24 protein-coding genes are annotated in these 26,044 nt (G+C 64.1%); 6 read left to right on the top strand and 18 right to left on the bottom strand.

All coding sequences use genetic code 11. The annotated features are described in order from the left end of the window. Positions 1 to 164 precede the first annotated feature (164 nt). Positions 165 to 1,277 (top strand): ABC transporter substrate-binding protein, encoded by a 1,113-nt coding sequence (locus AAG813_RS03080; protein ID WP_341911727.1) that lies wholly within the window; start codon positions 165 to 167, stop codon positions 1,275 to 1,277. Between the two features lie 15 nt (positions 1,278 to 1,292). On the opposite strand, the gene AAG813_RS03075 is transcribed toward AAG813_RS03080, so the two are convergent. From AAG813_RS03075 to AAG813_RS03060, 4 genes are all read right to left on the bottom strand, one after another. Next, positions 1,293 to 1,760, bottom strand: coding sequence for a hypothetical protein (locus AAG813_RS03075; protein WP_341911724.1), 468 nt, complete (start codon positions 1,758 to 1,760; stop codon positions 1,293 to 1,295). 26 nt (positions 1,761 to 1,786) lie between these two features. Then, the gene (locus tag AAG813_RS03070) at positions 1,787 to 1,966 is read right to left on the bottom strand and encodes a hypothetical protein (RefSeq protein WP_341911723.1); all 180 of its coding nucleotides are present in this window, start codon (positions 1,964 to 1,966) and stop codon (positions 1,787 to 1,789) included. A 107-nt stretch (positions 1,967 to 2,073) separates the two neighbouring features. Next, entirely contained in the window at positions 2,074 to 3,732 is a 1,659-nt protein-coding gene (locus tag AAG813_RS03065; protein WP_341911721.1) for an MFS transporter, read from the bottom strand. Between the two features lie 244 nt (positions 3,733 to 3,976). Next, positions 3,977 to 4,138 carry a hypothetical protein gene (locus AAG813_RS03060; protein WP_341911718.1) on the bottom strand — a complete coding sequence of 54 codons (162 nt, stop codon included), beginning with the start codon at positions 4,136 to 4,138 and terminating at the stop codon, positions 3,977 to 3,979. Between AAG813_RS03060 and AAG813_RS03055 the strand changes: the two genes are divergently transcribed. Both AAG813_RS03055 and AAG813_RS03050 read left to right on the top strand, forming a co-directional pair. Next, entirely contained in the window at positions 4,137 to 4,445 is a 309-nt protein-coding gene (locus tag AAG813_RS03055; protein WP_341911717.1) for a DUF485 domain-containing protein, read from the top strand. The two genes, AAG813_RS03060 and AAG813_RS03055, sit on opposite strands and share 2 nt — an antisense overlap. Beyond that, positions 4,442 to 6,169: a cation acetate symporter gene (locus AAG813_RS03050; RefSeq protein WP_341911715.1), complete on the top strand. Its 1,728-nt coding sequence runs from the start codon at positions 4,442 to 4,444 to the stop codon at positions 6,167 to 6,169. The genes AAG813_RS03055 and AAG813_RS03050 overlap by 4 nt, the downstream gene beginning before the upstream one ends. Before the next feature lie 82 nt (positions 6,170 to 6,251). Here AAG813_RS03050 and AAG813_RS03045 read toward each other — a convergent pair whose 3' ends face one another. Genes AAG813_RS03045 through AAG813_RS02990 form a run of 12 tightly spaced genes read right to left on the bottom strand, consistent with a single transcriptional unit; the run spans position 6,252 to position 19,517 of the window. Beyond that, a complete protein-coding gene (locus AAG813_RS03045) occupies positions 6,252 to 6,908 on the bottom strand; it encodes a 3'-5' exonuclease (protein WP_341911713.1) in 657 nt (218 codons plus the stop codon). After that, positions 6,908 to 8,731: a DUF294 nucleotidyltransferase-like domain-containing protein gene (locus AAG813_RS03040; RefSeq protein ID WP_341911711.1), complete on the bottom strand. Its 1,824-nt coding sequence runs from the start codon at positions 8,729 to 8,731 to the stop codon at positions 6,908 to 6,910. The genes AAG813_RS03045 and AAG813_RS03040 overlap by 1 nt, the downstream gene beginning before the upstream one ends. A 40-nt stretch (positions 8,732 to 8,771) precedes the next feature. Continuing rightward, positions 8,772 to 9,407, bottom strand: a complete 636-nt coding sequence (locus AAG813_RS03035; protein WP_341911709.1) for a 2-hydroxychromene-2-carboxylate isomerase — start codon at positions 9,405 to 9,407, stop codon at positions 8,772 to 8,774. Between the two features lie 45 nt (positions 9,408 to 9,452). After that, positions 9,453 to 10,211 (bottom strand): YbaK/EbsC family protein, encoded by a 759-nt coding sequence (locus tag AAG813_RS03030; RefSeq protein ID WP_341911708.1) that lies wholly within the window; start codon positions 10,209 to 10,211, stop codon positions 9,453 to 9,455. Further along, positions 10,208 to 11,116, bottom strand: coding sequence for a hydroxymethylglutaryl-CoA lyase (locus tag AAG813_RS03025; RefSeq protein ID WP_341911706.1), 909 nt, complete (start codon positions 11,114 to 11,116; stop codon positions 10,208 to 10,210). The genes AAG813_RS03030 and AAG813_RS03025 overlap by 4 nt, the downstream gene beginning before the upstream one ends. A gap of 4 nt (positions 11,117 to 11,120) precedes the next feature. Beyond that, complete coding sequence (locus AAG813_RS03020; RefSeq protein ID WP_341911705.1) at positions 11,121 to 12,050, bottom strand: glyoxylate/hydroxypyruvate reductase A; 930 nt, start codon at positions 12,048 to 12,050, stop codon at positions 11,121 to 11,123. A gap of 56 nt (positions 12,051 to 12,106) precedes the next feature. Then, complete coding sequence (locus AAG813_RS03015; RefSeq protein ID WP_341911703.1) at positions 12,107 to 14,098, bottom strand: acetyl/propionyl/methylcrotonyl-CoA carboxylase subunit alpha; 1,992 nt, start codon at positions 14,096 to 14,098, stop codon at positions 12,107 to 12,109. After that, a complete protein-coding gene (locus AAG813_RS03010; RefSeq protein ID WP_341911701.1) occupies positions 14,091 to 14,762 on the bottom strand; it encodes a DUF4126 domain-containing protein in 672 nt (223 codons plus the stop codon). Before AAG813_RS03010 ends, AAG813_RS03015 begins: the two co-directional genes overlap by 8 nt. A 15-nt stretch (positions 14,763 to 14,777) precedes the next feature. Continuing rightward, entirely contained in the window at positions 14,778 to 15,911 is a 1,134-nt protein-coding gene (locus AAG813_RS03005; protein ID WP_341911698.1) for a CocE/NonD family hydrolase, read from the bottom strand. An 18-nt stretch (positions 15,912 to 15,929) separates the two neighbouring features. Next, the gene (locus AAG813_RS03000; protein ID WP_341911696.1) at positions 15,930 to 16,718 is read right to left on the bottom strand and encodes an enoyl-CoA hydratase/isomerase family protein; all 789 of its coding nucleotides are present in this window, start codon (positions 16,716 to 16,718) and stop codon (positions 15,930 to 15,932) included. A gap of 7 nt (positions 16,719 to 16,725) precedes the next feature. Then, entirely contained in the window at positions 16,726 to 17,865 is a 1,140-nt protein-coding gene (locus tag AAG813_RS02995) for an acyl-CoA dehydrogenase family protein (RefSeq protein ID WP_341911694.1), read from the bottom strand. A gap of 17 nt (positions 17,866 to 17,882) precedes the next feature. After that, the gene (locus tag AAG813_RS02990; RefSeq protein ID WP_341911693.1) at positions 17,883 to 19,517 is read right to left on the bottom strand and encodes a carboxyl transferase domain-containing protein; all 1,635 of its coding nucleotides are present in this window, start codon (positions 19,515 to 19,517) and stop codon (positions 17,883 to 17,885) included. 133 nt (positions 19,518 to 19,650) lie between these two features. Between AAG813_RS02990 and AAG813_RS02985 the strand changes: the two genes are divergently transcribed. The 3 genes from AAG813_RS02985 (at position 19,651) to AAG813_RS02975 (ending at position 23,138) form a co-directional block, all read left to right on the top strand. Continuing rightward, a complete protein-coding gene (locus AAG813_RS02985; protein WP_341911691.1) occupies positions 19,651 to 20,700 on the top strand; it encodes an AraC family transcriptional regulator in 1,050 nt (349 codons plus the stop codon). Between the two features lie 422 nt (positions 20,701 to 21,122). Next, positions 21,123 to 21,503, top strand: a complete 381-nt coding sequence (locus AAG813_RS02980) for an RNA-binding protein (protein ID WP_341911690.1) — start codon at positions 21,123 to 21,125, stop codon at positions 21,501 to 21,503. Between the two features lie 138 nt (positions 21,504 to 21,641). After that, positions 21,642 to 23,138 carry an NAD(P)/FAD-dependent oxidoreductase gene (locus AAG813_RS02975; RefSeq protein WP_341911688.1) on the top strand — a complete coding sequence of 499 codons (1,497 nt, stop codon included), beginning with the start codon at positions 21,642 to 21,644 and terminating at the stop codon, positions 23,136 to 23,138. Here AAG813_RS02975 and AAG813_RS02970 read toward each other — a convergent pair. Continuing rightward, on the bottom strand, positions 23,135 to 24,295 hold the full coding sequence (locus AAG813_RS02970) for a zinc-binding dehydrogenase (protein ID WP_341911686.1): 1,161 nt from the start codon (positions 24,293 to 24,295) through the stop codon (positions 23,135 to 23,137). The two genes, AAG813_RS02975 and AAG813_RS02970, sit on opposite strands and share 4 nt — an antisense overlap. Before the next feature lie 39 nt (positions 24,296 to 24,334). Beyond that, a complete protein-coding gene (locus tag AAG813_RS02965; protein WP_341911685.1) occupies positions 24,335 to 25,900 on the bottom strand; it encodes an acyl-CoA synthetase in 1,566 nt (521 codons plus the stop codon). Positions 25,901 to 26,044: the final 144 nt, after the last annotated feature.

Below are 26,044 nucleotides of genomic sequence, written 5' to 3'. Positions count from 1 at the left end.
TTGTAGGTCAAACATTCTAGACAGCGCTCGTGCGAATCGGCGGCGTAGGGTTAAGCCGCCCGCCAGCCCGTTGCGTGGACCCGTCTTCTGGTTATCCCGCCCGTAGTTTCCACACCGAAAGGTCACATTGACAGCGTAAACTCGACCGCCCAAGGAGATATGACATGAAACAGCTGAATTTCTGGTGCGCTGCACTTTTGCTCGCGGCTGTGAGCCACGCCAGCCAGGCACAAATCCTGATCGGGCAGACCGCAGGCTTTACCGGCCCCGTGGGCGCCGGCGTGAAGGAAACCACGGATGGAGCGAAGCTCTACATTGATGCCACCAATGCCAAGGGCGGTGTCAACGGGCAGAAGATTGAACTGATTTCGCTCGACGACAAGTTCGACCCCAAGCTGGCCGGCGAAAATGCCCGCAAGCTGATCGAGGAACAGAACGTCGCAGCCATGTTCCTGACCCGTGGCACACCCCATACGGAAGCCATGCTTCCTCTCCTTGAAAAGCACGGCGTACCGCTGGTGGGCCCGTCCACTGGCGCCATGGTGCTGCACCAGCCGGTCAAGAAGCATGTGTTCAACGTACGCGCCACCTACCAGCGCGAAGCTGAAAAGGCCGTCACCCACCTGAACTCGATGGGCATCACGCGCATCGGCCTGGTGTATGCCGACGACAGCTTTGGCGCCGACGGCGTGGCCGGCGCACAAAAAGGTTTCGCTGCCGCCAAGCTGCAGCCTGCGGTGCTGGAAAAATTCAACCGCGGCAAGCCTGACTTCGGGCCGATCGCGCCCAAGGTGGTCCAGTCCAATGCACAGGCCATCATCATGGTGGCCTCCGGCCAGGCGGTGGTCGATGGCATGAAGGCCTTTCGTGCCGCCGGCTCCGCTGCGCAGATCGTGACGCTGTCCAACAATGCATCGAGCGGCTTCATCAAAAGCCTGGGTGACAATGCGCGCGGCGTGATCGTGACCCAGGTCTTTCCTTATGAACGCTCCATTGCCTATTCCATGGTCAAGGAAGCCCAGGAACTGTCCAAGGCCAAAGGCACTGGCGACATCAGCCCGGCCATGCTCGAAGGCTTTGCCGCTGCCAAGGTGCTGGTCGAAGGCTTGAAACGGGCCGGCGCCAAACCGACGCGCGAAAAAATCCAGGCGGCCCTGGAAAGCATACGCAAGTTCGATATCGGCGGTCTGGAAGTGAATTACTCCCCCGAAGACCACACCGGACTCGACTTCGCCGACCTGTCCATCATTGGCACAGACGGGAAATTCAGGCGCTAGAAACTTCCGGGGCCCTCAGCCCTTGAGGGCCTGTTCCAGCGCGCTGCACTTGCCCGCCCCGACGGCTTCCCTGATCTTTGGAAGCAGCACGAGCAGGGCCTCGACATCTGCCGCACCTTCGACGGCCAGGTTCAACCTGAAACCCCTGAGCCCCAGCGCCCCGGTCAACTGCGCAGCAATGGGGTAGGCCTTCTTGTAGCGGTCATTGCTGGCGTCGCTGTCCTCCTGCCGGGTCACCACGGCGGCCGCACGCGCGGTCGCCGCAGCAGCCTTCTCGACCGACTGCTGGCTGGGGGTGAGAAACCCCAGCTCCACCAGCTGTACCAGCTCCTCCAACGTGACACCGAGGCCGGCGGTCGCCTCCAGCACCTGAGGAACAGAACGCTTGCCGTCAAACAGGATGAAGGCCGAGCGCTGTCGGGGCGTCAGCAGGGACCGGTCTTTCAAGGCCTGCTGTCCGGCCTCGGTCTTCGCATAAATCATGACGCTGGTCCGGTGCGGGGAGCTGGCTAACGTGCAGGCGTGGACGCGGCAGACGCGGCGGCTGAAGCAGCCGATGCCGGCGGCGGGGCTTCCTGCGTGACCTCGATGCCGTGCTTTTCGCCCCCCATGTCGATGTCTCCGCCCTTGCTCAGAATGAAGATGGCCAGACCGGCAAAGGCCACGAAGGCAAGTGCAATTTTCCACATGTGATTTCTCCAGAAAAAAACCCCCGGCAACGCGGGGGTTAGAAAAAAAATTGTTGGGTGGTTCTGTCCGGAGATCGGGCAGAACCACAGGGCTGTCATTTCCGGGATCAGTCGTCAGCGTAGATGTCGACGTCCTTGGTTTCCTTGATGAACAAGGTGCCAATCACGACGGTCATGCCGGCAATGATGATCGGATACCACAAGCCGTTGTACATGTTGCCGGTCTGCGCCACGATGGCAAAGGCCGTGGTGGGCAGCAAGCCGCCAAACCAGCCATTGCCAATGTGGTACGGCAGGCTCATGGAGGTGTAGCGGATGCGCGTGGGGAACAGCTCCACCAGCATGGCCGCGATCGGGCCGTAGACCATGGTCACGAGCAGCACCAGGTAAGTCAGGATGGCAATCACCATGAACTTGTCCACCTTGGCCGGATCGGCCTTGGTCGGGTAACCGGCAGCCTTCAGGTCGTCAGCGACCAGCTTCTTGAACGCGGCGTCCTTTTTCTTGGCTTCGTCCGCAGGCAGGCCCTTGGAGGAATAGCTGGAAATGACCGTTTCGCCAATCTTGATGGTGGCGGGTACGCCAGCGGCGCCAGGTGCGTTCTCGTAACTCACCGATGCACCGGCGAGTACCTGCTTGGCGATGTCGCAGGAGCTGGTGAACTTGGCGGTGCCAGTCGGGTTGAACTGGAAGGAACACTCGCTCGCGTCAGCCGTCACGACGACCTTGTTCTTGGCCTGTGCGGCAGCCAGATCAGGGTTGGCGGCTTTGGTCAGCGCGGTGAAAACCGGGAAGTAGGTCAGCGCGGCCAGCAGGCAACCGGCCATGATGATGGGCTTGCGGCCGATCTTGTCTGACAGCGTGCCGAACACGACGAAGAAAGGCGTGCCGATCAGCAGAGAAACAGCGACAAAAATGTTGGCTGTGGCGCCGTCCACCTTGAGGGACTGCGTCAGGAAGAACAGCGCATAGAACTGGCCCGAATACCAGACCACCGCTTGACCAGCGGTCAGGCCGATCAGCGCCAGGATGACGATCTTCAGGTTTTTCCACTGGCCGAAGGATTCGGACAAAGGTGCCTTGGAGGTCTTGCCTTCGGCCTTCATTTTGGTGAAGGCAGGCGACTCGTTCATGCTCAGCCGGATGTACACCGACACGCCGAGCAGCAGGATGGACACCAGGAAAGGAACGCGCCAGCCCCAGTCGGCAAAAGCCGCTTCGCCCAGCGCAGTGCGCGTACCGAGAATCACCATCAGCGACAGGAACAGGCCCAGCGTGGCCGTGGTCTGGATCCAGGAGGTGTAGGCACCGCGCTTGCCGTGCGGCGAGTGTTCTGCCACATACACGGCGGCACCACCGTATTCGCCACCAAGCGCCAGGCCCTGCAGCATGCGCAACGCAATCAGGATCACGGGCGCTGCGACGCCGATGGTCGCGTAGTTGGGCAGCAGGCCGACGATGAAGGTCGACAGGCCCATGATCAGGATGGTGATCAGGAAGGTGTATTTGCGGCCAATCATGTCGCCGAGACGGCCGAACACCAGTGCGCCGAACGGACGCACGATGAAACCGGCCGCAAACGCGAGCAGGGCAAAAATGAAGGCCGAGCCTTCATCGAGTCCGCTGAAGAACTGCTTGGCAATGATGGCTGCGAGCGAACCGTAGAGGTAAAAGTCGTACCACTCGAAAACAGTGCCGAGTGACGAGGCGAAGATGACTTTCTTCTCCTCGGCGCTCATCGGCCTGGGAGCGACTGCTGTTGACATAGTTGTTTGTCTCCGTTTGGTTGATTGGCTGGCACCCGAACAGTTGCCAGGAGAGGACTATCGCGGGAGTGACTGACGGAGCTCTGACGTATTTCTTGCAAAAACTTACGCTCGCCTGAATGAAGTCTTACGGTTTTGGCGTTAACCCTTTGTCCAATTTTCTTGATATGGAATTCATCACCCAAACAGCCCGCAAACAGCGCTGTCAACGCATGCAAAAAAGTTCGCGAGTTTTTGTTTTTTCTCAATAAATCGCGTTTTGACCCGTTCCTCGCGCCTGCTGCACACCGTAGTCTGTAAGAGCCCGGTCAGTGCCTGTTTCGAAAATCGCGTTTTCTGCTCCATCGTCGCAATCTGCAATTTCCAATCTGCAATCTGTTTCAAGCAACTTGAAGGAGACCAACATGAGTGATCCTGTGGTGGACAAAATCCAGAAACATCCGAAGTATCTGGAGCTTCGAAAAAAGCGCAACAGCATCGGCTGGACCCTGACGCTTCTGATGATGGTCGTGTATTACGGCTACATCGCGCTGATCGCGTTCAACAAACCCTTCCTCGCCCAGCCCATCGGGACGGGCGTGACCACGCTGGGCGTGCCCATCGGGCTGGGTGTCATCATTTTCACGATCGTGATCACGGGCATCTATGTGCGCCGCGCCAATGGCGAGTTTGATGATCTGACCGCCGACATCCTGAAGGACGTCTCCAAATGAACACCCTGACTTCCACCTTTGGCGCTCTTCTTCTGACACTGTTGGCAGGTTCGGCGCTGGCCGCCGGCGCCGACCTCGGGCAGGTCGAGAAACAACCGACCAACTGGGTCGCGATCAGCATGTTTGGCGGTTTTGTGATCGCCACCTTGTTCATCACCAAATGGGCGGCCGCGAAGACCAAGTCGGCGGCAGATTTTTACACCGCCGGCGGCGGCATCACCGGCTTTCAAAACGGCCTGGCCATCGCCGGGGACTACATGTCGGCGGCGTCCTTTCTCGGGATTTCCGCCGCTGTCATGGCTTCCGGCTACGACGGCCTGATTTATTCGATCGGCTTTCTGGTGGGCTGGCCCGTGATTACCTTCCTGATGGCTGAGCGACTGCGCAACCTGGGGAAATTCACTTTCGCGGACGTCGCCGGTTATCGCTTCCAGCAGACACCGATTCGTATTTTTGCGGCTTCGGGCACGCTGGTGGTCGTCGCCTTTTACCTGATCGCCCAGATGGTGGGCGCCGGCGCGCTGATCAAACTGCTGTTTGGCCTGGACTACTGGCTGGCCGTGGTGATCGTCGGTGCACTGATGATGGTGTATGTGCTGTTTGGCGGCATGACGGCCACCACCTGGGTGCAGATCATCAAGGCCTGCCTGTTGCTGGCCGGTGTGACCTTCATGGCCTTCATGGTGATGGCGCAGTTTGGCTTCAGCCCCGAAGCGCTGTTTGCCAAAGGTGTGGCTGTCAAGACCCAGCTTGCGGCCAACACCGGCAAGAACCCGGACGAAGCCGCCAGAATCGGGCTCGCCATCATGGGGCCGGGCGGCTTTGTCAAGGATCCGATCTCGGCCATCTCCTTCGGCATGGCGCTGATGTTTGGAACCGCCGGGTTGCCGCACATCCTGATGCGCTTTTTCACCGTGCCCGACGCCAAGCAGGCACGCAAATCAGTGCTCTGGGCAACCACCTGGATCGGCTATTTCTACGTGCTGATCTTCATCATCGGTTTTGGCGCGATCACCCTGGTGCTGACCAACCCCGAGTTTTCCGACACTGCCAAGGGCATCATCAAGGGCGGCGGCGGGTCGGCCAACATGGCGGCGGTGCTGGTGGCCAAGGCGGTCGGCGGCAACGTGTTCTTCGGCTTCATCTCGGCCGTCGCTTTTGCGACGATCCTCGCCGTGGTGGCGGGCCTGACCCTGTCGGGCGCTTCGGCGGTTTCGCATGACCTCTATGCCACGGTGATCAAGAAGGGAAAAGCCGACAGCAGCTCCGAACTCAAGGTCTCGCGCATCACCACGCTGGTCCTGGGCGTGGTCGCCGTCGTCCTCGGTATCGCGTTCGAGAAACAGAACATTGCGTTCATGGTGTCGCTGGCCTTCGCGATTGCCGCGTCGGCCAACTTTCCGGTGCTGTTCATGGCGGTGCTGTGGAAAAACTGCACCACCCGCGGCGCGGTGATAGGTGGCTTCCTGGGCCTGATCTCTTCCGTCGCCCTGACCGTGGTGTCACCGTCGGTCTGGGAGGCCACGCTGGGCAACCCCGCGGGGTCGGCGCTGTTTCCTTACACCTCGCCGGCGCTTTTTTCCATGACCATTGGTTTTGTCGGCATCTGGCTGTTCTCCATCCTGGATCGCAGCCCGAACGCGGCCCGGGAACGCGCTGCCTTCCCCTCGCAGCAGGTGCGCTCGGAAACCGGCTATGGCGCTTCAGGCGCTTCCGGCCACTGAAAAGCAGAGATGGCACGCGGGGGCCGCCCGCGCTGGTGAGGATTTCAACCGGGCCATGGGCCCGGTTGTTGTTTGCGCCCGCTCAGTCGCCACGCAGCTGGCGCAGCTTGACGAAGGCCAGCGCCGCCATCACGGCATCGTTGAGCGCATCGTGCGCCTCGCGCAGCGGCAGCCCCAGATCCTGCATCAGGGTGGAAAAATGCAGGTCGATGTCGGCATGCACCTGGCGCTGGTAAGGCGAGAGCTGCCTGAACTTGTGGTCGTAATACAGGCTGGAAACCTCGATTCTGGTTTGCGGCAGCCCCTGCCCCAGCAGCGGCCAGATGGCCCGGTTGAGCATGGCCACATCAAACTCCAGGTAATACCCGACCAGCGGCCGGCTGCCGATGAAACGCATCAGCTGCTTCACGGCTTCGTCGATGGGCAGGCCCTGCGCCACGTCGCGTTCACGCAGCCGGTGAATCCGCACACTCCCGGCGGACACCCCGCGTTCCGGCCGCACCAGCAATTCGAGCCGCTCGCTGGTCATGATGCGGTTACCCACAATACGCACCGCCGCGATGGCAATGATCTCGTCGGTGCGCACATTCAAGCCGGTAGTCTCGCAGTCCAGCGACACCCACTCCTGGTCCGGCGGCGGGTCAAACATGAAGCGGAATGCCGGATCACCGAGGTGGTACAGCAGCCACTCGCGCTTGAGCGTTCCCCACCAGCGCGGCGGTGACAACAGCCCCGCCATCACATCACGTCAAGATGAAAACGCTGCCGCAGCAGGGACTTGAAGCGCCGCACCACACCGAGCGTGTCCTTGAGCAGGTCCCGGTCCAGGCTGCTGAGCCGGGCGACGTCGATCGCGCCACTCACAGGTTTGCCCATCTCGAGTTCGGCCAGCCCGACCTTGAGCCTGAGCCCCATGAAGAAGTGGAGGCTGTCCGTCAGGTCGGCGCCCATGTCAGTGCTCAGCCTGCCCTGGGCCACCAGCGCCGCGATGCGCCCGGCGGTGCTGGTTTCCGTGACATGGTGTGCGAGCGCCAGGCTGCGCACACCATGCACCAAGGGGAAAATGCCTTCTTTTTTGAGGTTGAGCCGCTGCTCGGTATCACCCAGGCCCAGCAGCCGGTTCCACCAGCCCGGGTGGCTGCCCACCAAATCGATGGCCGCAGCAAACCGGTTCAGCATGGCGTCGTTGTCAGTGGCCAGTGACCTCAGGCTGCGCTGCACCTCTTCCAGCAGCCCGGCATCGCCGCAGACCGCATGCGCGTCCATGAAGATCGCCAGGTGCATCAGGCTGTCGGCATCGGGCATGATCAGCCAGCGCCTGGCCATCTGGCCGAATTCGCTGGCGCTCTTGCACCACTGCGGATTGCTGACCATGATGTGGCCCGGGCATTCCGGGTAGCCGAAATCGGCCAGTGCGCCGGAAAATTTCCGGCAAATCTCGGCCAGGTCAACGGGTGGCACATACGCATCTCGCAGGATCAGGCCGTTGTCCTGGTCGGTCTTGAGGATCTGCTCACCGCGGCCCTCGCTGCCCATCACGAACAGGCAGCTGTTGGCCACCAGGTCCGGCGGCGCGATCAGTTGCCAGGCCCGTTCGAACAGGCGCGCATTGAGCTGCTGCACCAGTTTGGCAATCAGGTTCACACGGGAGCCGCTGCGGTACAACAAGGCAATCATGCGGTTGATCCGGGCCGCCGCCTGACTCAGGCCGGCCAGGTCTCTGGCCTCCTCGATCTGCACCGTGATCAGGTGGGACTGGTTGGACAGGAAACTGAACAGGTCCAGCGCCTCCAGAACACCCACCACATGCTCACCGTCGGCCACGACGACCCGGTGCACCCGGCGGCGCAGCATCACGGCCATGGCATCACCGAGCTGGTCGGACGGCCGTACTTCGATCAGCGAAAAATTGGACAACTCCCCCACGCGCAGCTGGTCCAGCGGCCGGCCGTCCAGAATTGCGCGCTGTAGGGCCGTGGCGGTGAAAATGCCCAGCCGGGGTGGCTGGGTGTGCCTGTCGCGCACCAGCACATTGGACGTGCGCTGCGCCTGAAACAGTTTGACGACCGAAACAATGTCGGTATCTGAATCCACAAAGTGGGGCGGCCGCAAAAAGGCCTCGTCCACACGCGACATGGTCAGCGACTGCAGCTCGTGCTGGCTTTTTCGCTGCGACAGGGCGCTCAGCTTGCTGCTGAGATCGGAAAACAGCAGCGCGCCAAAGGTGGCGTTCGAGGCGATCAGGTCGCTGACCGCCTGCCGCGCCAGCTGGTAGGCCACGACTTCCTCGGCCGCCACAAAACGGCTGCTGACCTTGCCCGCCATCAGGCTCCGGCCATCGAAGCAGTCGTCCGGCCGGTAGGTCGTGGTGACCTCGTTGCCTTCCAGCTGCGTGACGTAGCCCTTGATGATGACGAACAGATGGGTGGGCGCTGTCCCGACGTCGAGAATCGTCTCTCCTTCCTTGAAATAGACAACGTCGACGCTGTTGCGAACCAGTCGCTGTTCGTCCTGGTTCAGGCAGTCAAAGGGCGACGCGGAGAAATTGAAGGCGTTGGGCATGGGACATCCAAACTTCCTGGGCGTTTATCCCGCTGCTGGTTCAGCGCCGCACGCCCTGAACCACGCCGGCCACCGCATCCCAGTCCGGGCCGTCAAACCAGGCGTCACCAAGCAGAAAGGCACGCAGCATGGGCAGCGCGTCCAGACCCCAGAACAACTTGCCGTCCACCGCCAGCGCGGGCACGCCAAACACGCCCTGCGCAATGGCCTCATCGCTGTGCGCCTTCAACTGCGCTTTCACCTCCGCACCGTCGGGGTCGCGCTGCGGCGCCAGCTGCGCCGTCAGCACCGCCAGCCGCTGCGGATCGGCCGCCTCCAGCCCGGTCTGCCACACATGCCGAAACACGGTCTCGCAGACATAACGGTTGGGCGTGCCGTGCGCATCGCAGGCCACGGCCAGCCGCAGCAGGCCCAGCGGGTTGAACGGATGGCTGGCCGGCAGTTGCAGCTTGATGCCATGCTGGTGGGCCAGCCACAACACCTGGCGGTAAGTCCAGTCGCGCTTGGCAGGGATTTCTGCGGGGCCGAGCTGGCCATGGTGCTTGAGCAGGCCGGCAAACAGCAGCGGCCTGTAGGTCACGCTGTAGCTGAGGCCCTTGAGCGCCTCGGGCAGCTTCTCGAAAGCCAGCCAGGCGTAGGGCGAGATGAAGTCGAGGTAGAAGGTGATGTGTTTCATGGCACGCTCCCCGGGATGGATGTATGGAGGACGGTGTCGGTCAGGTCAGGCTTGCAGCGCGGCCATGCGCTGCTCGATCAGGGTCCAGACTGCACGCTTGCCCGCATCCGTCGCCCCGCTCCAGCCGGCGATTTCGTCGCGGGTGCGAAAGCAGCCCTCACACCAGCCGCTGACCGCGTCCATGCGGCAGACCGAGATACAGGGCGAAGGAAGATTTTCGGTCTCTCCCCTTATTTCCTGGGCGCGGGCAGCTACCAGAAAGATAGCACGCTGCTGCGCGGCCTGTTCCTGCACCGGGTCCACCACCACGTCGGCCACAGGCGCACCGGTGAGAACGACGAGCGCCTGGGGGCTGAGCTTGAACACGCCATGCGGGTGGCCGGCCGCCGCCCAGACCTCTTCAAAACGGAACAGGCTCTGGTCAATCAGCGTGACGGGCGGTGTGGCATGCGCCAGCGGCGAGACGCCGCCTATCGAAAAACCGGTGCGGGTTTTGACGAACTCCGCATCTGCACGGCCCAGGCGCTTGCCGTCGGAGCAGACCAGAGCTTCGACCTTGCGTTCGTCGACCCGCTGATCACCGGCCGTGATGACCAGCACCGCCGCGTCGTCGGACTTGCGGCGAAAAATGATGCTTTTGGCGATCTGGCCCAGCGCAATGCCCAAGGCATCCGCCGCCTGCTGTGCGGTGCGTGCCGCGTCGTCCAGCATCACCGGCAAGTGCGGGTGGCCCCTGGCCTGCAGTTCCGCCGCGACGCGCTGCACGCCTTCAGGCAACGCCTTGAGCTCACCACCACACATCATCCCAACCTCTTGTTGAGGAGCGCCGTGGCGGCGCGCGAATTGGGCTTGCGCTCCAGGTAGTCGCTGATGAACTTGCCGGCATCGATCAGCTTGTCGAGATCGATGCCGGTGTCTATGCCCATGCCCTGCAGCATGTAGACCACGTCTTCGGTCGCCACGTTGCCGGTCGCGCCCTTGGCATACGGGCAGCCGCCCAGGCCGGCCGACGAGGTGTCGTAGTTCCAGATGCCCATTTCGAGGCAGATCAGCGTGTTGCTCAAAGCCTGGCCGTAGGTGTCGTGAAAATGCCCGGACACCTCGTCGATGGCGTAGTGTTTCAGTGCGGCTTCCATCGCGCGCTGGACCTTCAGCGGCGTGCCCACGCCAATCGTGTCGGCCACCCCGATGTGCTGCACACCGATGTCCTTGAGCAGGCGCGCCACCATCTCGACACGCTCCGGCGCGACCTCGCCTTCGTAGGGACAGCCCACGGTGCAGGAAATCGCGCCGCGCACGCGAATGTTGTGCGCCCGGGCGGCCTCGGCCACGGGACGGAAACGCTCAATGCTTTCAGCGATGGAGCAGTTGATGTTGCGCTGGCTGAAAGCCTCGCTGGCTGCGGCAAACACGACAATTTCATCGGGTTTGGACAACACCGCGGCCTCGAAGCCCTTCATGTTGGGCGTCAGCACCGAATAACGCACGCCGGGCTTGCGCGTGATGCCGGCCATGACCTCGGCAGCGTCGGCCATTTGCGGCACCCATTTGGGCGACACAAAACTGGTGACCTCAATTTCAGTGAGACCGGCGTCCTGCAGGCGGTGCACCAGCTCGATCTTGACGGCGGCCGGCACCTGCGCTTTTTCGTTCTGCAGGCCGTCGCGCGGACCGACATCGACAATTTTGACTCTGGAGGGGTATTTCATGGAATCAGTATCCTTTTTTCGGGTCAACCACACCGGCAAGGCTGGAAATGAGCTGCCCCGCCTGAAGCGCCGCGATCTTGCCCGCAATCTGCGCGATGCTTTCCTCGCGCAGGGTCCGGGCCGAGGTGTGTGGCGTGACCGTGATGAGGGGGTGTTTCCAGAAGGGATGGGCAGCGGGCAGCGGTTCGGTGCGAAAGACATCCAGCGTGGCACCGGCCAGATGGCCGCTGTCGAGCAGCGCGATCAGGTCCTCGTCCACCAGGTGCGTGCCGCGCGCCACGTTGACGACATAGCCGCCGGGCCGCAGCCTGGACAGGGTTTGCCGGTTCATGATGTCCTGCGTGTCGGGGGTGAGCGGCAGCAGGCAGACCAGCACGCGCGTGCCCGAGAGAAAATCATCCAGCCCGGCCTGCCCCGAAAAACAGCGCACGCCAGCGATGTTCTTGGCGGACCGGCTCCAGCCGAGCACCGGGTAGTCAAACTGCGCCAGCGCCTTGGCCACCCGTTCGCCGAGTACGCCCAGACCCATGACGCCCACCGGAAAATCCTGGCGCAGCCGTGGCTTGCGGTAAGACCATGTGCCCTGTTTGACATCGGCCTCGTAACCGTCGAACTCGCGGAAATGCCGGATCACCGCATGGCACACGTACTCGGCCATCTGCACCGACATGCCGGCATCGTCCAGCCGTACCACGGCCGCTTGGGGCGGCAGGCGCAGTTTCATCAGGGCATCCACGCCCGCCCCGATGTTGAACAAGGCCTTGAGCTGCGGCTGCTCGTCCAGAAACTGCTGGGGCGGCGCCCAGACCACTGCATAGTCCGCCGGCGGAGCGCCCGGCGCCCACTGTTCAACGTGAGCGTCCGGGAAGGCAGCGCGCAATCCGGTGAGCCAGGGCTCGGCCTTGGTATCGGTACAACAAAAGGAAATTTTCATGCCGTGATTGTGCCGCGGGTGCGCACTGTCGGCAGCAGGTGCAGGAACCAGCGTCCCTAGGCCACCATCTTGAGCAGTTCCGCGCCCTCGGTGACCTGGTCGCCGGGGGCGTACAACACCTCCTGCACCACACCGTCGGCCGGTGCGGCAATCGTGTGTTCCATCTTCATGGCTTCCATCACGGCCAGCGCCTGGCCTTTGCTGACCTTGTCACCGGCCTTCACCGCAAACGACACGACCTTGCCCGGCATGGGGGCGGTCAGGCGGCCGGCTTCGCCATGGGCTTCGCCGGCATGCGCCAACTGGTCGATCACGGTGATCTGCGTGGCGCCCTGCCGGGCGAACACATGCACGGTTTCGCCGCGGCGGTAGATGTGCGCGCTGAGCCGTTGCTCGCCGAAACGGATGTCCACCGCGCCGCCGCTGCCGGTGAACACCAGCACCTCGTCCACATCGCCGACGGCCAGGCGCAGTGCACCGTCGTGCAGATAGGTCAATGCGGCCTGCGCCGGCTCGCCATGGAACTCGAATTCGAAACGCCGCAGATTCAGACCATGCGAACGCCAACCATCCCGTTTGCTGAACGGGTCGTCTGTTTCCTGTGCTTTTTCTTCCAGCAGGCTCAGGGCCACGGCGGCGGCGGCCGCCAGGGGCAGGCCGAGTTTTTCCTGCTTGAACAGCACCGCCTCCTCGCGCGGGATCAGCGCGGTGTCCAGATCGGCCTGGGCAAACGAGCGGCTTTGCACCACATGGCGCAAAAACTGCACATTGGTGCTCAGGCCCACGATGTGCAATTGCGCCAGCGCTTCGTCCATCCGCGCCAGCGCCTGCTCGCGGTTGTCACCATGCACGATCAGCTTGGCGATCATCGAGTCGTAATACGGCGAGATCGCATCCCCTTCGCGCACGCCGGCATCCACACGCACCAGGCCGCGCTCGAACGCGACCGAGGGCGGCAGGCCGTAGACATGCAGCGTGCCGGTGGCGGGCAGGAAGTTGTTGTCGGGACTTTCGGCGCAGATGCGCGCCTCGATCGCATGGCCGTGGATGCGCAGTTGGTCCTGCGCCAGCGGCAGCTTTTCACCCGAAGCCACGCGAAACTGCCACTCCACCAGATCCAGCCCGGTGATGGCTTCGGTCACCGGGTGCTCGACCTGCAGGCGGGTGTTCATTTCCATGAAGAAGAAGTTCATCGTGCCGTCGGGGCGCTGCTCGACGATGAACTCCACCGTGCCGGCACCGACGTAGTTGACCGCCCGCGCCGCCGCGACAGCAGCCTCGCCCATCTCGCGGCGCATGGCTTCGGTCATGCCGGGCGCCGGCGCTTCTTCCAGCACTTTCTGGTGCCGGCGCTGCACCGAGCAGTCGCGTTCGAACAGGTACACATAGTTGCCGTGGGTGTCGCCAAACACCTGGATCTCGATGTGTCGCGGGCGCTGCGCATATTTCTCCACCAGCACCGCGTCGTCGCCAAAACTGCTGATGGCTTCGCGCTTGCAGGACGCAAGCGCAGCCGCGAAGTCTTCCGACTTCTCGACCGCACGCATGCCCTTGCCGCCACCGCCAGCACTGGCCTTGATCAGCACCGGGTAGCCAATGCTGTCGGCTTCACGCTGAAGCAGCGCCGGATCCTGGTCGCTGCCGTGGTAACCAGGCACCAGCGGCACACCGGCTTTTTCCATCAGCTGTTTGGACTCGGCCTTCAGGCCCATGGCCTTGATGGCCGAGGCCGGCGGGCCGATGAAAACCAGGCCGACGTCGCCGCAAGCCTGGGCAAACTCCTCGTTTTCGCTGAGGAAGCCGTAGCCCGGGTGGATCGCCTCGGCACCGGTGGCTTTGGCCGCGGCAATGATTTTTTCCCAGCGCAGGTAGCTGTCCTTGGGCGCGCTGCCGCCGATGTGGATGGCTTCGTCGCACACACTGACATGTTTGGCGCCGGCATCCGCGTCGGAATACACGGCCACGGTCTGGATCGCCATGCGGCGCGCTGTGGCCGCGACGCGGCAGGCGATTTCGCCCCTGTTTGCAATCAGAATTTTTTTAAACATGTCGGTCGTTCTTTGAAAAAGGGGATTTCAGGGTGAAGGGCGGTGGCAAACCGGTATCGGGCTTGCCGCTGAAAATGCGGGCCACTCGGGCAAACAGCTGCGTCAGGAAGCGCCAGCAGAGGCGGATCAGCCAGACGCTGACCACCAGCACGAGCAGCAGCACGACCACAAACACCAGCGGATGCGCAATCGCCAGCCACAGGCCGGCCGGCACCAGGCTGTCTTCGACCAGCGAGGCGCCCACGTTGCTGAAGGGTTCGGGCGAGGTATTGATGGCCGCGCGGGTCGTCGCCTTGGTCGCATGGCTGGTGGCGGCCAGCGTGCCGCCCGCCAGCGCCGCAATCAGGGCCATCAGCCCGCTGTCGGCGCCGAACACACCGGCCGCCAGGGCCGCACCGGCGGGGATGCGAATCAGGGTGTGCACCACGTCCCACAGCGAATCCAGGCCCGGAATCTTGTCGGCAAAAAATTCGACAAACACCATGAAGCCGCTGGCGCCCAGCACCACCGGATGGGCCAGCAAATGCAGGTCGGGCGGCAGCGCGATCCAGCCCATGAAGCCGGCCAGGCCGGTCAGCAGCACCACCAGGTACAGCCGCACGCCGCTGGCCCAGCCGAGCGCGCCGGCGAGGGCAATCAGTTGGGCGGTGTCCATGGTCTGCATTGCAATCCGCTCCTGTTACCACACGACAAAGTCGTCGACCGAATACAGCCGGCACTCGCCCTTGCTGTGTCGCTGGCAGTTGTCCAGCGCCCGTTTCAGCGGGTCTTCGCCCCCGTCGGCCCAGCCCCAGGCGCCGTCTGGGCCGATGGCAAACGCGCGCGGAATCAGTTTTGTCAGATAGGCCTGGTAGCCCGCACGGCCTGCGCTTTTGACATGCGGGAGCTTGACGATATTTTCCAGCGCGGCAAAATCCGTTTCCGGCGGAAGGGGCGTCAATCCGGCGGTTCCATATTTCGCAAACTTCGCCTGTCGCTCGCTCGGCAGCCCCACGGCGGCCAGCAGGCGCGTGACTTCGGGCTGCCAGACCGGTTGGCCGGCACGCGACCCAAACAGGTGGTGCGCATCGCTTCCGAACTCGCCAAAAGCCACCAGCCTGGCCTGGCCGCCCGCGGCCGTGTACTGCGCGTGCATGGCGCGGAAGGTGCTGGTGCTGAAGTAGCTGTCGTTGTCGCCGTAAAACCAGAGCGACGGCAGGCGGGTGTTCCGGGCATAACGGCCGGCGCCAAGCGCCAGGGCCTGCTCCCAGCCCGGACACTTTTCCTGCCGCAGGCCGCCGGCAAAGTTGACCAGGGCCTTGACGCCGGGATAGGCTTGCGCGCCAAAGGCCAGCGTGGTCCAGCCGCCGTGCGACTGGCCCAGCACGACGATGTTGTTCCGGTCTGCCCACGGCTGCGCGGTCACGTAGTCGAGCGTGGCCTTCACGTCACCGGCATGCGCCAGGCCGTTGCCCTCGAGATCGCAGCCGGCCCCGGCATAGTTGCCGCCTGAGTTGGAGAACCCCTGCCGCATCGGGACAATGACCGCGTAGCCGCGCTGCAGAAAATAGCGGGCCGCGATCGCCGGGCGATAACGCGCCTGCTCACGCGCCTTGCCAAAGGCCTTGCCGTGGTTGATGATGGCCAGGGGAAAAGGCCCCGCGCCCTCGGGTTTGTAAACGGTGGTTTCCAGCGCAAGCGCCGGCGACCCGGCTTTGGGAATCTGAATCACCATCTCGTTGAGCGAGGCATCCAGGTCGCCGGACTGCGCCGCGGCCGGGGACAGCGAGGCCCCCAGCAGCGCAGCAACAAGAAACAGCGTCTTCAGATTCATGGTCGGAGCGCCGCGGCTTCAGGCCGACGGCAGCCAGTTCGGCTTGCGCTTTTGCAGGAAGGACTGCACCCCTTCGCGCCCTTCCGGGCTGACGCGGATGTCGGCAATGCCTTCCACCGTCATCTGTACCAGCGCCGGGGTGATGGCCTGCTCCGCCACGTCCTGTACCAGCTTCTTGCACAGGCGCACCGCCTGAGGGCCGGCGTTGACCAGCGTTTTCGCGAGCTCGGCCACCGTGGCGTCAAGCTCCGCGGCACTCACCACCTCATGCACAAACCCGATGCGCAGGGCTTCCGCAGCACTGAAACGTTCGGCGGTCAGGAAGTAGCGGTGCGACGCCCGCGCGCCCATGGCGCGAATCACATACGGGCTGATGGTCGCGGGAATCAGGCCCAGCTTCACTTCGCTGAGGCAATAACCAGCCGTGTCCACCGACACGGCGATGTCACAAGCCGCCACCAGGCCGGTGCCGCCCGCATACACGTCGCCCTGCACACGCGCGATGGTCGGTTTGGGACAGGCATAAATCACGCGCAGCATTTCCGCCAGCGCGCCCGCATCGGCGAGGTTTTCCTCGCGCGAATAGGTGGCCATGCGTTTCATCCAGTTCAGATCGGCCCCGGCACAGAAGGCCGTGCCATTGGCCGCCAGCACGATGCAGCGCACGTCATCACGCGCACCGAGGTCCTGAAAACATGCGGTCAGCTCGGCGATGACTTCGTCGTTGAACGCGTTGCGAACGTCGGGGCGATTGAGGGTGACGGTGGCCACGCCGCCGTCGCAGGCCAGTTGCAGGTGTTCCATCATTTCTTCCTCAATACCTTTTGGCTACTTCTTCCAGCATCACTTCGGTGGCGCCACCGCCGATCGCCAGCACGCGTGCATCGCGCCACAGGCGCTCGATCGCAGTTTCGCGGATGAAGCCCATGCCGCCGTGGAACTGCTGGCAGGTCTGCACCACCTCGTTGACCAGCTCACCGGTCAGTGCCTTGAGCATGGACACGTCCTGCACGATGTCGTGGCCCTGCGTGACGCGCCAGGCGCAGTGGTACATGAAGGCGCGTGCGGCACGCGTCTTGGCGTCCAGCATGGCCAGCCGCTGGCGGATCACCTGCTGGTCCCACAGCGGGCCACCAAAAGCCTGGCGCTGGCGCACATAGTCGATCGTGAGCTTGAGCGCCTGCTGGCAATGGCCCACGGCCATGGCGCCCAGCGCGATGCGTTCGGTCTGGAAGTTTTTCATCACCGAATAAAAGCCCTTGCCCTCTTCGCCCAGCAGGTTCCAGGCGGGGATGCGCACGTTGTCGAAGATCAGTTCCGCCGTGTCGGACGACAGCCAGCCGGTTTTCTTCAGCGCGCGGCCGACGGTGAAACCCGGCGTGCCCTTCTCGACGATGAACATCGAGATGTCGCGCTTGCCCGGCCCGGTCTTGGCCGCAACGAAGTACAGGTCGGCATGCACACCGTTGGTGATGAACATCTTGGTGCCGTTGAGCACCCAGTCGTCGCCGTCACGTTTGGCCGTGCTACGGATGCCCGCCACGTCGGAGCCGGCGCCCGGCTCGGTGATGCCGACGGCGGTGATCAGCTCGCCGGCAATCACCTTCTTCAGGTACTTGTCTTTTTGTTCCGCATTGCCCGCGTGGTGCAGGTGCGGGCTGGCCATGTCGGTGTGGACCAGCACGGTGATGATGAAGCCGGCAAAGGTGGACTGCGACAGCGCCTCGGCAAACACCAGGTTGGTCATGGCGTCACTGTCGGCGCCACCGTATTTTTCCTCGTACATCAGGCCGAACAGGCCGGCGGCGCCCATGCGCTTGAGGACGTCGCGCGGCACAAAACCCTGCTCTTCCCAGGCGGCGGCATGCGGCTCGACTTCCTTGGCGATGAAGCGGGCGATCTGGTCGCGCAGGGATTCGTATTCGGGCGTGTCGTAAATGGAGGCGTTGGACATTTTTCTTACCGGTGGCGTTACATGCGGAAGACGCCGAACTTCGGCTCGGGAATCGGGGCGTTCAGGCTGGCGCGCAGGCCCAGCGCCAGCACGCGGCGCGTGTCGGCCGGGTCGATCACACCGTCGTCCCAGAGCCGGGCGCTGGAGTAATACGGGTGCGACTGGTGCTCGAACTGGTCCAGCATCGGTTGCTTGAAGGCTTTTTCTTCGTCGGCGCTCCAGCTGCCGCCCTTGGCCTCGATCGCGTCGCGTCGCACGCTGGCCAGCACGGAAGAGGCCTGCTCGCCGCCCATGACACAGATGCGCGCGTTCGGCCACATCCACAAAAAGCGCGGGCTGTAGGCGCGGCCGCACATGCCGTAGTTGCCGGCGCCGAAGCTGCCGCCGATGATGATGGTGAACTTGGGCACCTGGGCGGTGGCCACGGCCATCACCATCTTGGCGCCGTGGCGCGCAATGCCTTCAGCCTCGTACTTGCGGCCGACCATGAAGCCGGTGATGTTCTGCAGAAACACCAGCGGGATCTTGCGCTGGCAGCACAGCTCGATGAAGTGCGCGCCCTTCTGCGCCGACTCGCTGAACAAAATGCCGTTGTTGGCGATGATGCCAACCGGCATGCCTTCGATGTGGGCGAAACCGGTGACCAGCGTGCTGCCGAAACGCGCCTTGAACTCGTCGAACTCGCTGCCGTCCACGATGCGGGCAATGATCTCACGCACGTCGTAGGGCTTGCGGGTGTCGGTGGGCACCACGCCGTACACCTCGTCTGCTGCATATTCAGGAGCACGCGGCGCACGGCTGGCGAGGACTTCAGGCACTTTTCGATTGAAATTGGCGTTCAGGTTGCCCACCGCCGAGCGCGCCAGCGCCAGCGCGTGCGCGTCGTTCTGTGCCAGGTAGTCGGCCACGCCCGACAGCCGGGTATGCACGTCGCCGCCGCCCAGGTCCTCCGCGGTGACGATCTCGCCGGTGGCGGCTTTCACCAGCGGCGGGCCGCCCAGGAAGATCGTGCCCTGGTTCTTGACGATGATGGTTTCGTCGCTCATGGCCGGCACATAGGCGCCGCCAGCCGTGCAGCTGCCCATGACCACGGCGATCTGCGCAATGCCCTGCGCGCTCATGTTGGCCTGGTTGTAGAAGATGCGGCCGAAATGGTCGCGGTCGGGAAACACCTCGTCCTGGTTCGGCAGGTTGGCGCCGCCCGAATCGACCAGGTAAATGCAGGGCAAGCGGTTTTGCTGCGCCACTTCCTGCGCGCGCAAATGCTTTTTGACCGTCATCGGGTAGTAGGTGCCGCCCTTCACCGTCGCGTCGTTGCAGACGATCATGCAGTCCACGCCGTTGACGCGGCCAATGCCGGTGATCACGCCGGCGCAGGGCGCGCTGTCGCTGCCGTCACGGTCGGGGTACATGGCCAGCGCCGCCAGCGGTGCCAGCTCCAGGAAGGGTGTGCCCGGGTCCAGCAGCATCTGCACGCGCTCGCGCGGCGGCAGCTTGCCGCGCGCCACGTGTTTGGCCCGGGCGGCTTCACCGCCGCCGGCAGCGGCCTTGGCCACCTGCAGCTTCAGGTCGTCCACCAGCGCGCGCATGGCGGCGGCATTGGCCTGAAAGTCGGCCGAGCGGGCGTTGAGTTTTGTCTCCAGAACAGGCATAAATTCCTCACAGCGGCGCGGACGGCCGCGCATGGGCCACACCTTAACGCCAATACCGCAGCTTAGGCGCAAAAGCCGCCATGCGGCCGCCACACAGGTTGCAAATCGTGCCAGCTTGCGCCAAACTTGGCCCATGCCTGTTCGTTCACCGCCCGCCACCCCGGCCCAGCCGGCTGCCGCCACCCCCATGGCCTTTGCAAGGGTGATGGCGGCGGCCTACGAACTTTACGGCCGCAGCCCCGCCAACGCCTTGAAGCTGGCACAGATCACGCCATCCCGGCTGCACCAGCCGGAGGCCCGCATCACCGCGCGCCAGATGGAGGTGCTGTCCGGCACGGCGATGCAGGAGCTCGACGACGAAGCCCTGGGCGCCTTCTCCAGAAAACTGCCCTGGGGCAGCTACGGCATGCTGGCCCGCGCCTCGCTCAGCGCGCCTGACCTGGGCGTGGCCCTCAAACGCTGGTGCCGCCACCACGCCCTGCTGGCGGGCGACATTGCCCTCAAGCTGGTGATCACCGGCGACAGCGCCGCCATCACGATCGAGGAGCGCACCGACCTGGCCCGGCATGGCCAGGGCGCGCGCGAGTTCTGCCTGGTGCACGTGCTGCGCAACATCCACGGCCTGGCCTGCTGGTACATCGACTCCCGCATTCCGCTGCAGGGCGCGCGCTTCCCTTTCCCTGCGCCGCCACATACGGATGCCTATGGGCTGATGTTTCCCGGCCCGCTGCGCTTTGATGCCGCGCAGGCCGAGATCCGCTTCGATGCGCGTTACCTCGCCCTGCCCCTGCGCCGCGATGAAAAAGCCCTGCAGCACATGCTGCAACGCGCCCTGCCGCTGACGGTGCTGCAATACCGGCGCGACCGGCTGCTGGTGCAGCAGGTGCGGCAGGCCCTGGCCGCCCACCCCGACCAGGCGCACAACGCCGATGGCGTGGCGGCGCTGCTGAACATTTCCGCGCGCACGCTGCACCGGCAACTGAAGGAAGAAGACGCCACCCTGCAGCAACTGAAAGACGAGGTGCGCAGCGAACGCGCGAAAGACCTGCTGTACCGCAGCGACAAACCGGTCAAGCAGGTGGCGGCGGCGGTGGGATTTTTGAACGAAAAAAGTTTTACGCGCGCATTTCGCGCATGGACGGGCACGAGTCCGGGGGAGTTTCGCAAGGGCTTTCAGGGCTGAGCAGCGTGCCGGCCAGCGCCTCAGGCAGCCGGTGGTTTTGGGCCTGCCAACGCCAATTCCTCAAACAGGAGTAAAATACCCAAATTGTTGCAATTTAGCTTTCCTTTGCAGCACTCCAGTCTGACACGGTCTGCGGCACTTCATACCTGCCCCTCCGCACCTTTTGGCCGATAGTTCCGGCCCTCCCGGTCGTCAAACTCCCCCAGCGGCGAGCTTCACCCCGGTCCCTATATTCCCTATTCCGACCGAATTCATAACCTGGTCCAGGTACCGGATTGCCCTGTGGCACCCCGATACACGGTCCAATTACAACGCTGCCCTTGGCAAGCGTGCATTTCGTTGAACGGTTTTCTAACCAGAACCGTCACACCCGCTTCGCGTGTTTGATCCCAAACGTGCAAGCATTTTTGAAAGGTCCCAAAATGGGCAAGAAACTTTACGTCGGCAACCTCTCCTACTCGGTGAACGACGACTCCCTCCAACAACACTTTTCTGAATTTGGCGCGATCACTTCCGCCAAAGTCATGATGGACCGCGACAGCGGCCGTTCCAAGGGCTTCGGCTTTGTGGAAATGTCCAGCGACGCAGAAGCCCAGGCAGCCATCAGCGGCATGAACGGCAAGTCCGTTGATGGCCGTGACATGGTGGTCAATGAGGCCCGTCCGATGGAGCCACGTACCGGCGGCTTCGGCGGCGGCGGTGGCGGTCGTCGTGAAGGCGGCGGCGGCGGTGGTGGCGGCTACGGTGGTGGTGGCGGCGGCGGCTACGGTGGTGGCGGCGGCGGTGGCCGCGGCGGCTACTAAGCTCTGCTTCTCCAATAAAAAAACCGGCTTCAGGGCCGGTTTTTTTTCGCCTGTCCCCGGTTGAAGGGCCAGGAGGCAAACCCTTTCCCGCCATGGCGCCCACCCCTGCGTCATTCGCACCTCACTTAAACTGCCCCCATGACGGACGCCCCCACCGATTCCACCTTCTTTGACGTTGTGGTCGTGGGCGCGGGGCTCTCCGGCGTCGCGGCAGCGCACTATCTCCAGACGCTGTGCCCGACACGCAGCTACGTGATCCTGGAAAACCGGCAGGCCATAGGCGGCACCTGGGACCTGTTCCGTTATCCCGGCGTGCGTTCCGACTCCGACATGTTCACCCTGGGCTACAGCTTCCGGCCGTGGGAAAGCGACGCCAGCTTTGCCATGGGGCCGGCCATCCGCGAGTATGTGGCTGCCACGGCGCGCGAAGAAGGCATCACCCCACACATCCGCTTCGGTCACCGCGTCACCGGCGCCGCCTGGGACTCGCAGCAGGCACGCTGGCACGTCACGGCGGCCCTGACCACCCCCGGCGAGCCGGCGCGCGAAGTGCTTTTTGACTGCCGCTTCCTGTTCTTCTGCAGCGGCTACTACAACTACGAGCAGGGCCACACACCGCCATGGCCGGGCCGCGAGGATTTCAAAGGCCGCCTCGTGCACCCGCAGCACTGGCCGGCCGACCTGGACTACCGCAACCGCAAGGTGGTGGTGATCGGCAGCGGCGCCACCGCGGTGACGCTGGTGCCCGACATGGCGGCCAGCGCAGCCCACGTGACCATGCTGCAGCGTTCGCCCAGCTACATCGTCGCCCTGCCGGCGCGCGACCGCGTCGGTGCGCTGCTGCGGCGCTGGCTGCCCAGCCGGCTCTCGCACCCCCTGATTCGCTGGAAAAACATTGCGCTGGCCAGTGCGTTCTACCAGTTCGCGCGGCACCGACCGGCCACCGTCAGGCGCCTGATCCTGCGAGAGGCCGCGCGCCTGCTGGGCCCCGGCTTCGACGTGCAGCGCCATCTGGCGCCCCGCTACAACCCGTGGGACCAGCGCCTGTGCATCGCGCCCGACGCGGACATCTTCCGCGCCGTGCGCACCGGCAAGGCCGACATCGTGACCGGGCAGATCGAATGCTTCACGCCCACCGGCCTGCGCCTGAGCTCGGGCGAAGAAATTGCGGCGGATGTGATCGTCACCGCCACCGGGCTGGAGCTCAAGGTGCTGGGCGGCGCCGCGCTCAGCGTGGACGGCGCGGCGGTAGACCTGTCCAAGGCCGTTGTTTACCGGGGCGCGATGTTCAGCGGCGTGCCCAATCTGGCGGTGGCCTTCGGCTACACCAATGCCTCGTGGACGCTCAAGTGCGAGCTGGTGGCGCGTTATGTCTGCCGGCTGCTCAATGAGATGGAGGCGCGCCAGCTGGACGCGTGTGTGCCCGTCAATGACGATGCCCAGCTGCCGACGCAACCCTTCCTGGACCTGAGTTCGGGCTATGTGCAGCGCTCGGCCCACCTGCTGGCGCGCCAGGGCCTGCGCCGGCCGTGGCGCATGTACCAGAACTACCTGCTGGACCTGCTGGCGCTGAAGTTCTCGCCGCTGCGCGACGGCGTGTTGCGCTTTTCAGCCAAACCGGCGCCGCGTGACTAGCTCGCCAGACCCTTGTTCGGGTTGAGCAGGTATTTGGTGCCGGTGGCGCGCTGGCCGTACACCGCAATCTCTGCGGGCTGCAGCGCCTCGGTCAGCGAGATCTCCTTCGAATAACTGCTGGCAAAGGTGGTTTTCAGCTCATCGGCGACCCGCTGGCGCAGCGCCTGCGCGGCATCGTTGCCAATGCGCTGCAGGAAAGGAAACAACAGCCAGCCGCCCATGCCCCAGGCCATGCCGAAGTTGCGGTTGAACTCGGTGGGGCCGGTGTCCAGGCCGCCGTAAATGTAGACCTGCTTGTGCGTGGTGGAACCGTAACGGCTGTATTCCTTGGCCGTGCGGTTCAGCGCGGCCTCCATGCAGCCGAGAATCTGCCCCGCCAGCTTGCCGCCGCCGGTGGCATCAAAAGCCAGCGTGGCGCCGGTGGCCACCAGCGCCTGCGTGAGGTCTTCGAGGAAGGTGGGCGCCGAGGCGTCGCACACATGTTGGGCGCCCTGCGACTTCAGCAGCGCCGCCTGCTCCGGCTTGCGCACGATGTTGACCAGGCCGATGCCGTCCTTGAGGCAGATGCGATTCAGCATCTGCCCGAGGTTGGACGCCGCGGCGGTGTGCACAAGGGCCGTGTGGCCCTCGCGGCGCATGGTCTCCACCATGCCCAGCGCCGTCAGCGGGTTCACAAAACACGAAGCCCCCTCGGCCGGCGTGGTGCCTTCGGGCAGCAGCAGGCATTGCTCGGCCTTGACGCAGCGGTATTGCGCATACATCGCGCCGCCCAGCGTGGCCACCGTCTTGCCCAGCAGCGCCTGCGCAGCAGGTGCGCTGCCGGCGGCCACCACCACGCCCGCGCCTTCGTTGCCCACCGGCAGCGCCTGGCCCAGGCGGCCGGCCATGGCTTTCATGGCTGCCGGCGGAATCTGCATCGTGACCACCGGGTGGCTGGCCGTGCCCGACAGCTTGGCGGTACGGATGTCACCCGCGCCGAACAACAGGCCGATGTCCGAAGGGTTGATGGGCGTGGCCTCGATGCGCACCACCACCTCATCGTCGGCAGGGGTGGGCGTGGGCACGCTGACCAGCGAGATCTCCAGCACGCCCTCGGGTTTGACGAGGGATTGCAGTTGCAGGCCGGTGGGGGTGGGGGGTGTTGTCTTCGTCGTCATGGTTATCTCCGTTGATCCAAATCCAAATACATCTCTATCTCAGCTGCCGGCAAACACGTCCTGGTAAAGCGCGCGCAGATCCCGCTTCAGCAGCTTGCCGCTCGGGTTTTTCGGCAGCGCGTCGGTGAACACAATCGCCTTGGGCGCCTTGAAGTTGGCAATGTGCTCGCTGCAATGCGCCAGCACCTGCTGCTCGGTCAGCGTCTGGCCGGCCTTGACCACCACCACGGCGACCACGGCCTCGACCCACTTCGGGTGCGGCACGCCGACCACCGCCACTTCCGACACGGCGCCCAAGCGGTAAATCATTTCCTCCACCTCGCGGCTGGCCACGTTTTCGCCGCCGGTCTTGATCATGTCCTTCTTGCGGTCCACCACGGTGATGAAGCCTTCGTCGTCGATGGTGGCCAGGTCGCCCGAATGGAACCAGCCGCCCTGGAAGGCGGCCCTGGTTTTCTCCTCGTCGCGAAAGTAGCCCAGCATCAGATGCGGCGAGCGGTGCACGATTTCGCCGACCTCACCCACTGCCACGTCGTGCATGGCGTCGTCCACCACGCGCGTTTCCACATTGAGCACGGCGCGCCCGCAGGAGCCGGGCTTGCGCAGCTGGTCGTCGGGGCCGAGCATGGTGGCCAGCGGGGCGATCTCGGTCTGGCCGTAGAGGTTCCAGAAGCCCACGTCGGGCAGGCGCCGCGCCAGCTCGCGCAGCACCTCCACCGGCATGATGGACGCGCCGTAATAACCCTTGCGCAGGCTGGACAGGTCGGTGCCGTCGAACAAGGGTGAGCGCAGCAGCGCAATCCACACCGTGGGCGGCGCAAAGAAGGAGGTGATGCGGTGCTGCGCCATCAGCGGCAGCAGGTTGTCCGGGGTCGGCTTGGCGGTGATGATGCTGGTAGCCCCCACATAAATGGCCGGGCCAAAAAACACGTCGAGCTGCGCGCAGTGGTACAGCGGCAGCGCGTGCAGCATCACGTCGCCATGGGCAATGCTGGCGTCCACCGCGCAGCTGGCGTACTGCGAGATCACCGCGTCGTGCGTCAGCATTGCGCCCTTCGGACTCGACTCGGTGCCGCTGGTGTAGACGATCTGCGCCAGGTCGGTGCTGCCCAGCGCCACCTCGGGCGGCGTGCCTTGCGTTGCAGCCAGGTCGTTGAACGAAACCATGCCCGCCGCCGGCGGCGTGGCCTCTTCCGACGGCAGCCAGACAAACTGCGTCACTTTCGTATCCAGCGCCGCGGCGCTGCGGGCCAGCTCGGCCAGGCCCGAGTCGGTGGCCAGCATCTGCGCCTCGGCATGACGCAGGATGAAGGCCACCTCTTCGGCCTTGAGCATGAAGTTGATCGGCACCAGCACCGCACCCAGCCGCGCCAGCGCAAAACGCATGGCCGCAAACCCGTGCGAGTTGCGCGCCAGCACGGCCACCCGGCTCGCATGACCCACGCCCAGCCCAGCCAGCCCGGCCGCCACGCGGTCCACCACCGCGTCAAACTCGGCAAAGGTCCAACGCGTGTCGCCGCAGATCAGGCCGGTTTTTTGGGGGTAACGCTTGGCGGTGCGGTGCAGCAGGTCGGCAATCGTTTGCCGGCGGATGGCGGGGTTCATGGTGTCTCCTTTTTATGTGTTCCAGGCCCAAGTATCCGTCCAGAAGGGCCTTGCCTGCAGCGGCCCGGGCTTGCGCAGAAAAGGGCATGACGGCGTGCCGCAAAGTCCACTAGACTCGCCAGACACAAAAAATCAAGGAGACAA

The organism is Polaromonas sp. YR568 (assembly GCF_943371715.1).
GTDB lineage: Bacteria > Pseudomonadota > Gammaproteobacteria > Burkholderiales > Burkholderiaceae_C > Polaromonas.
The sequence above is the reverse complement of the archived record's forward strand: the minus strand, read 5'-3'. Positions and strand labels throughout refer to the sequence as shown.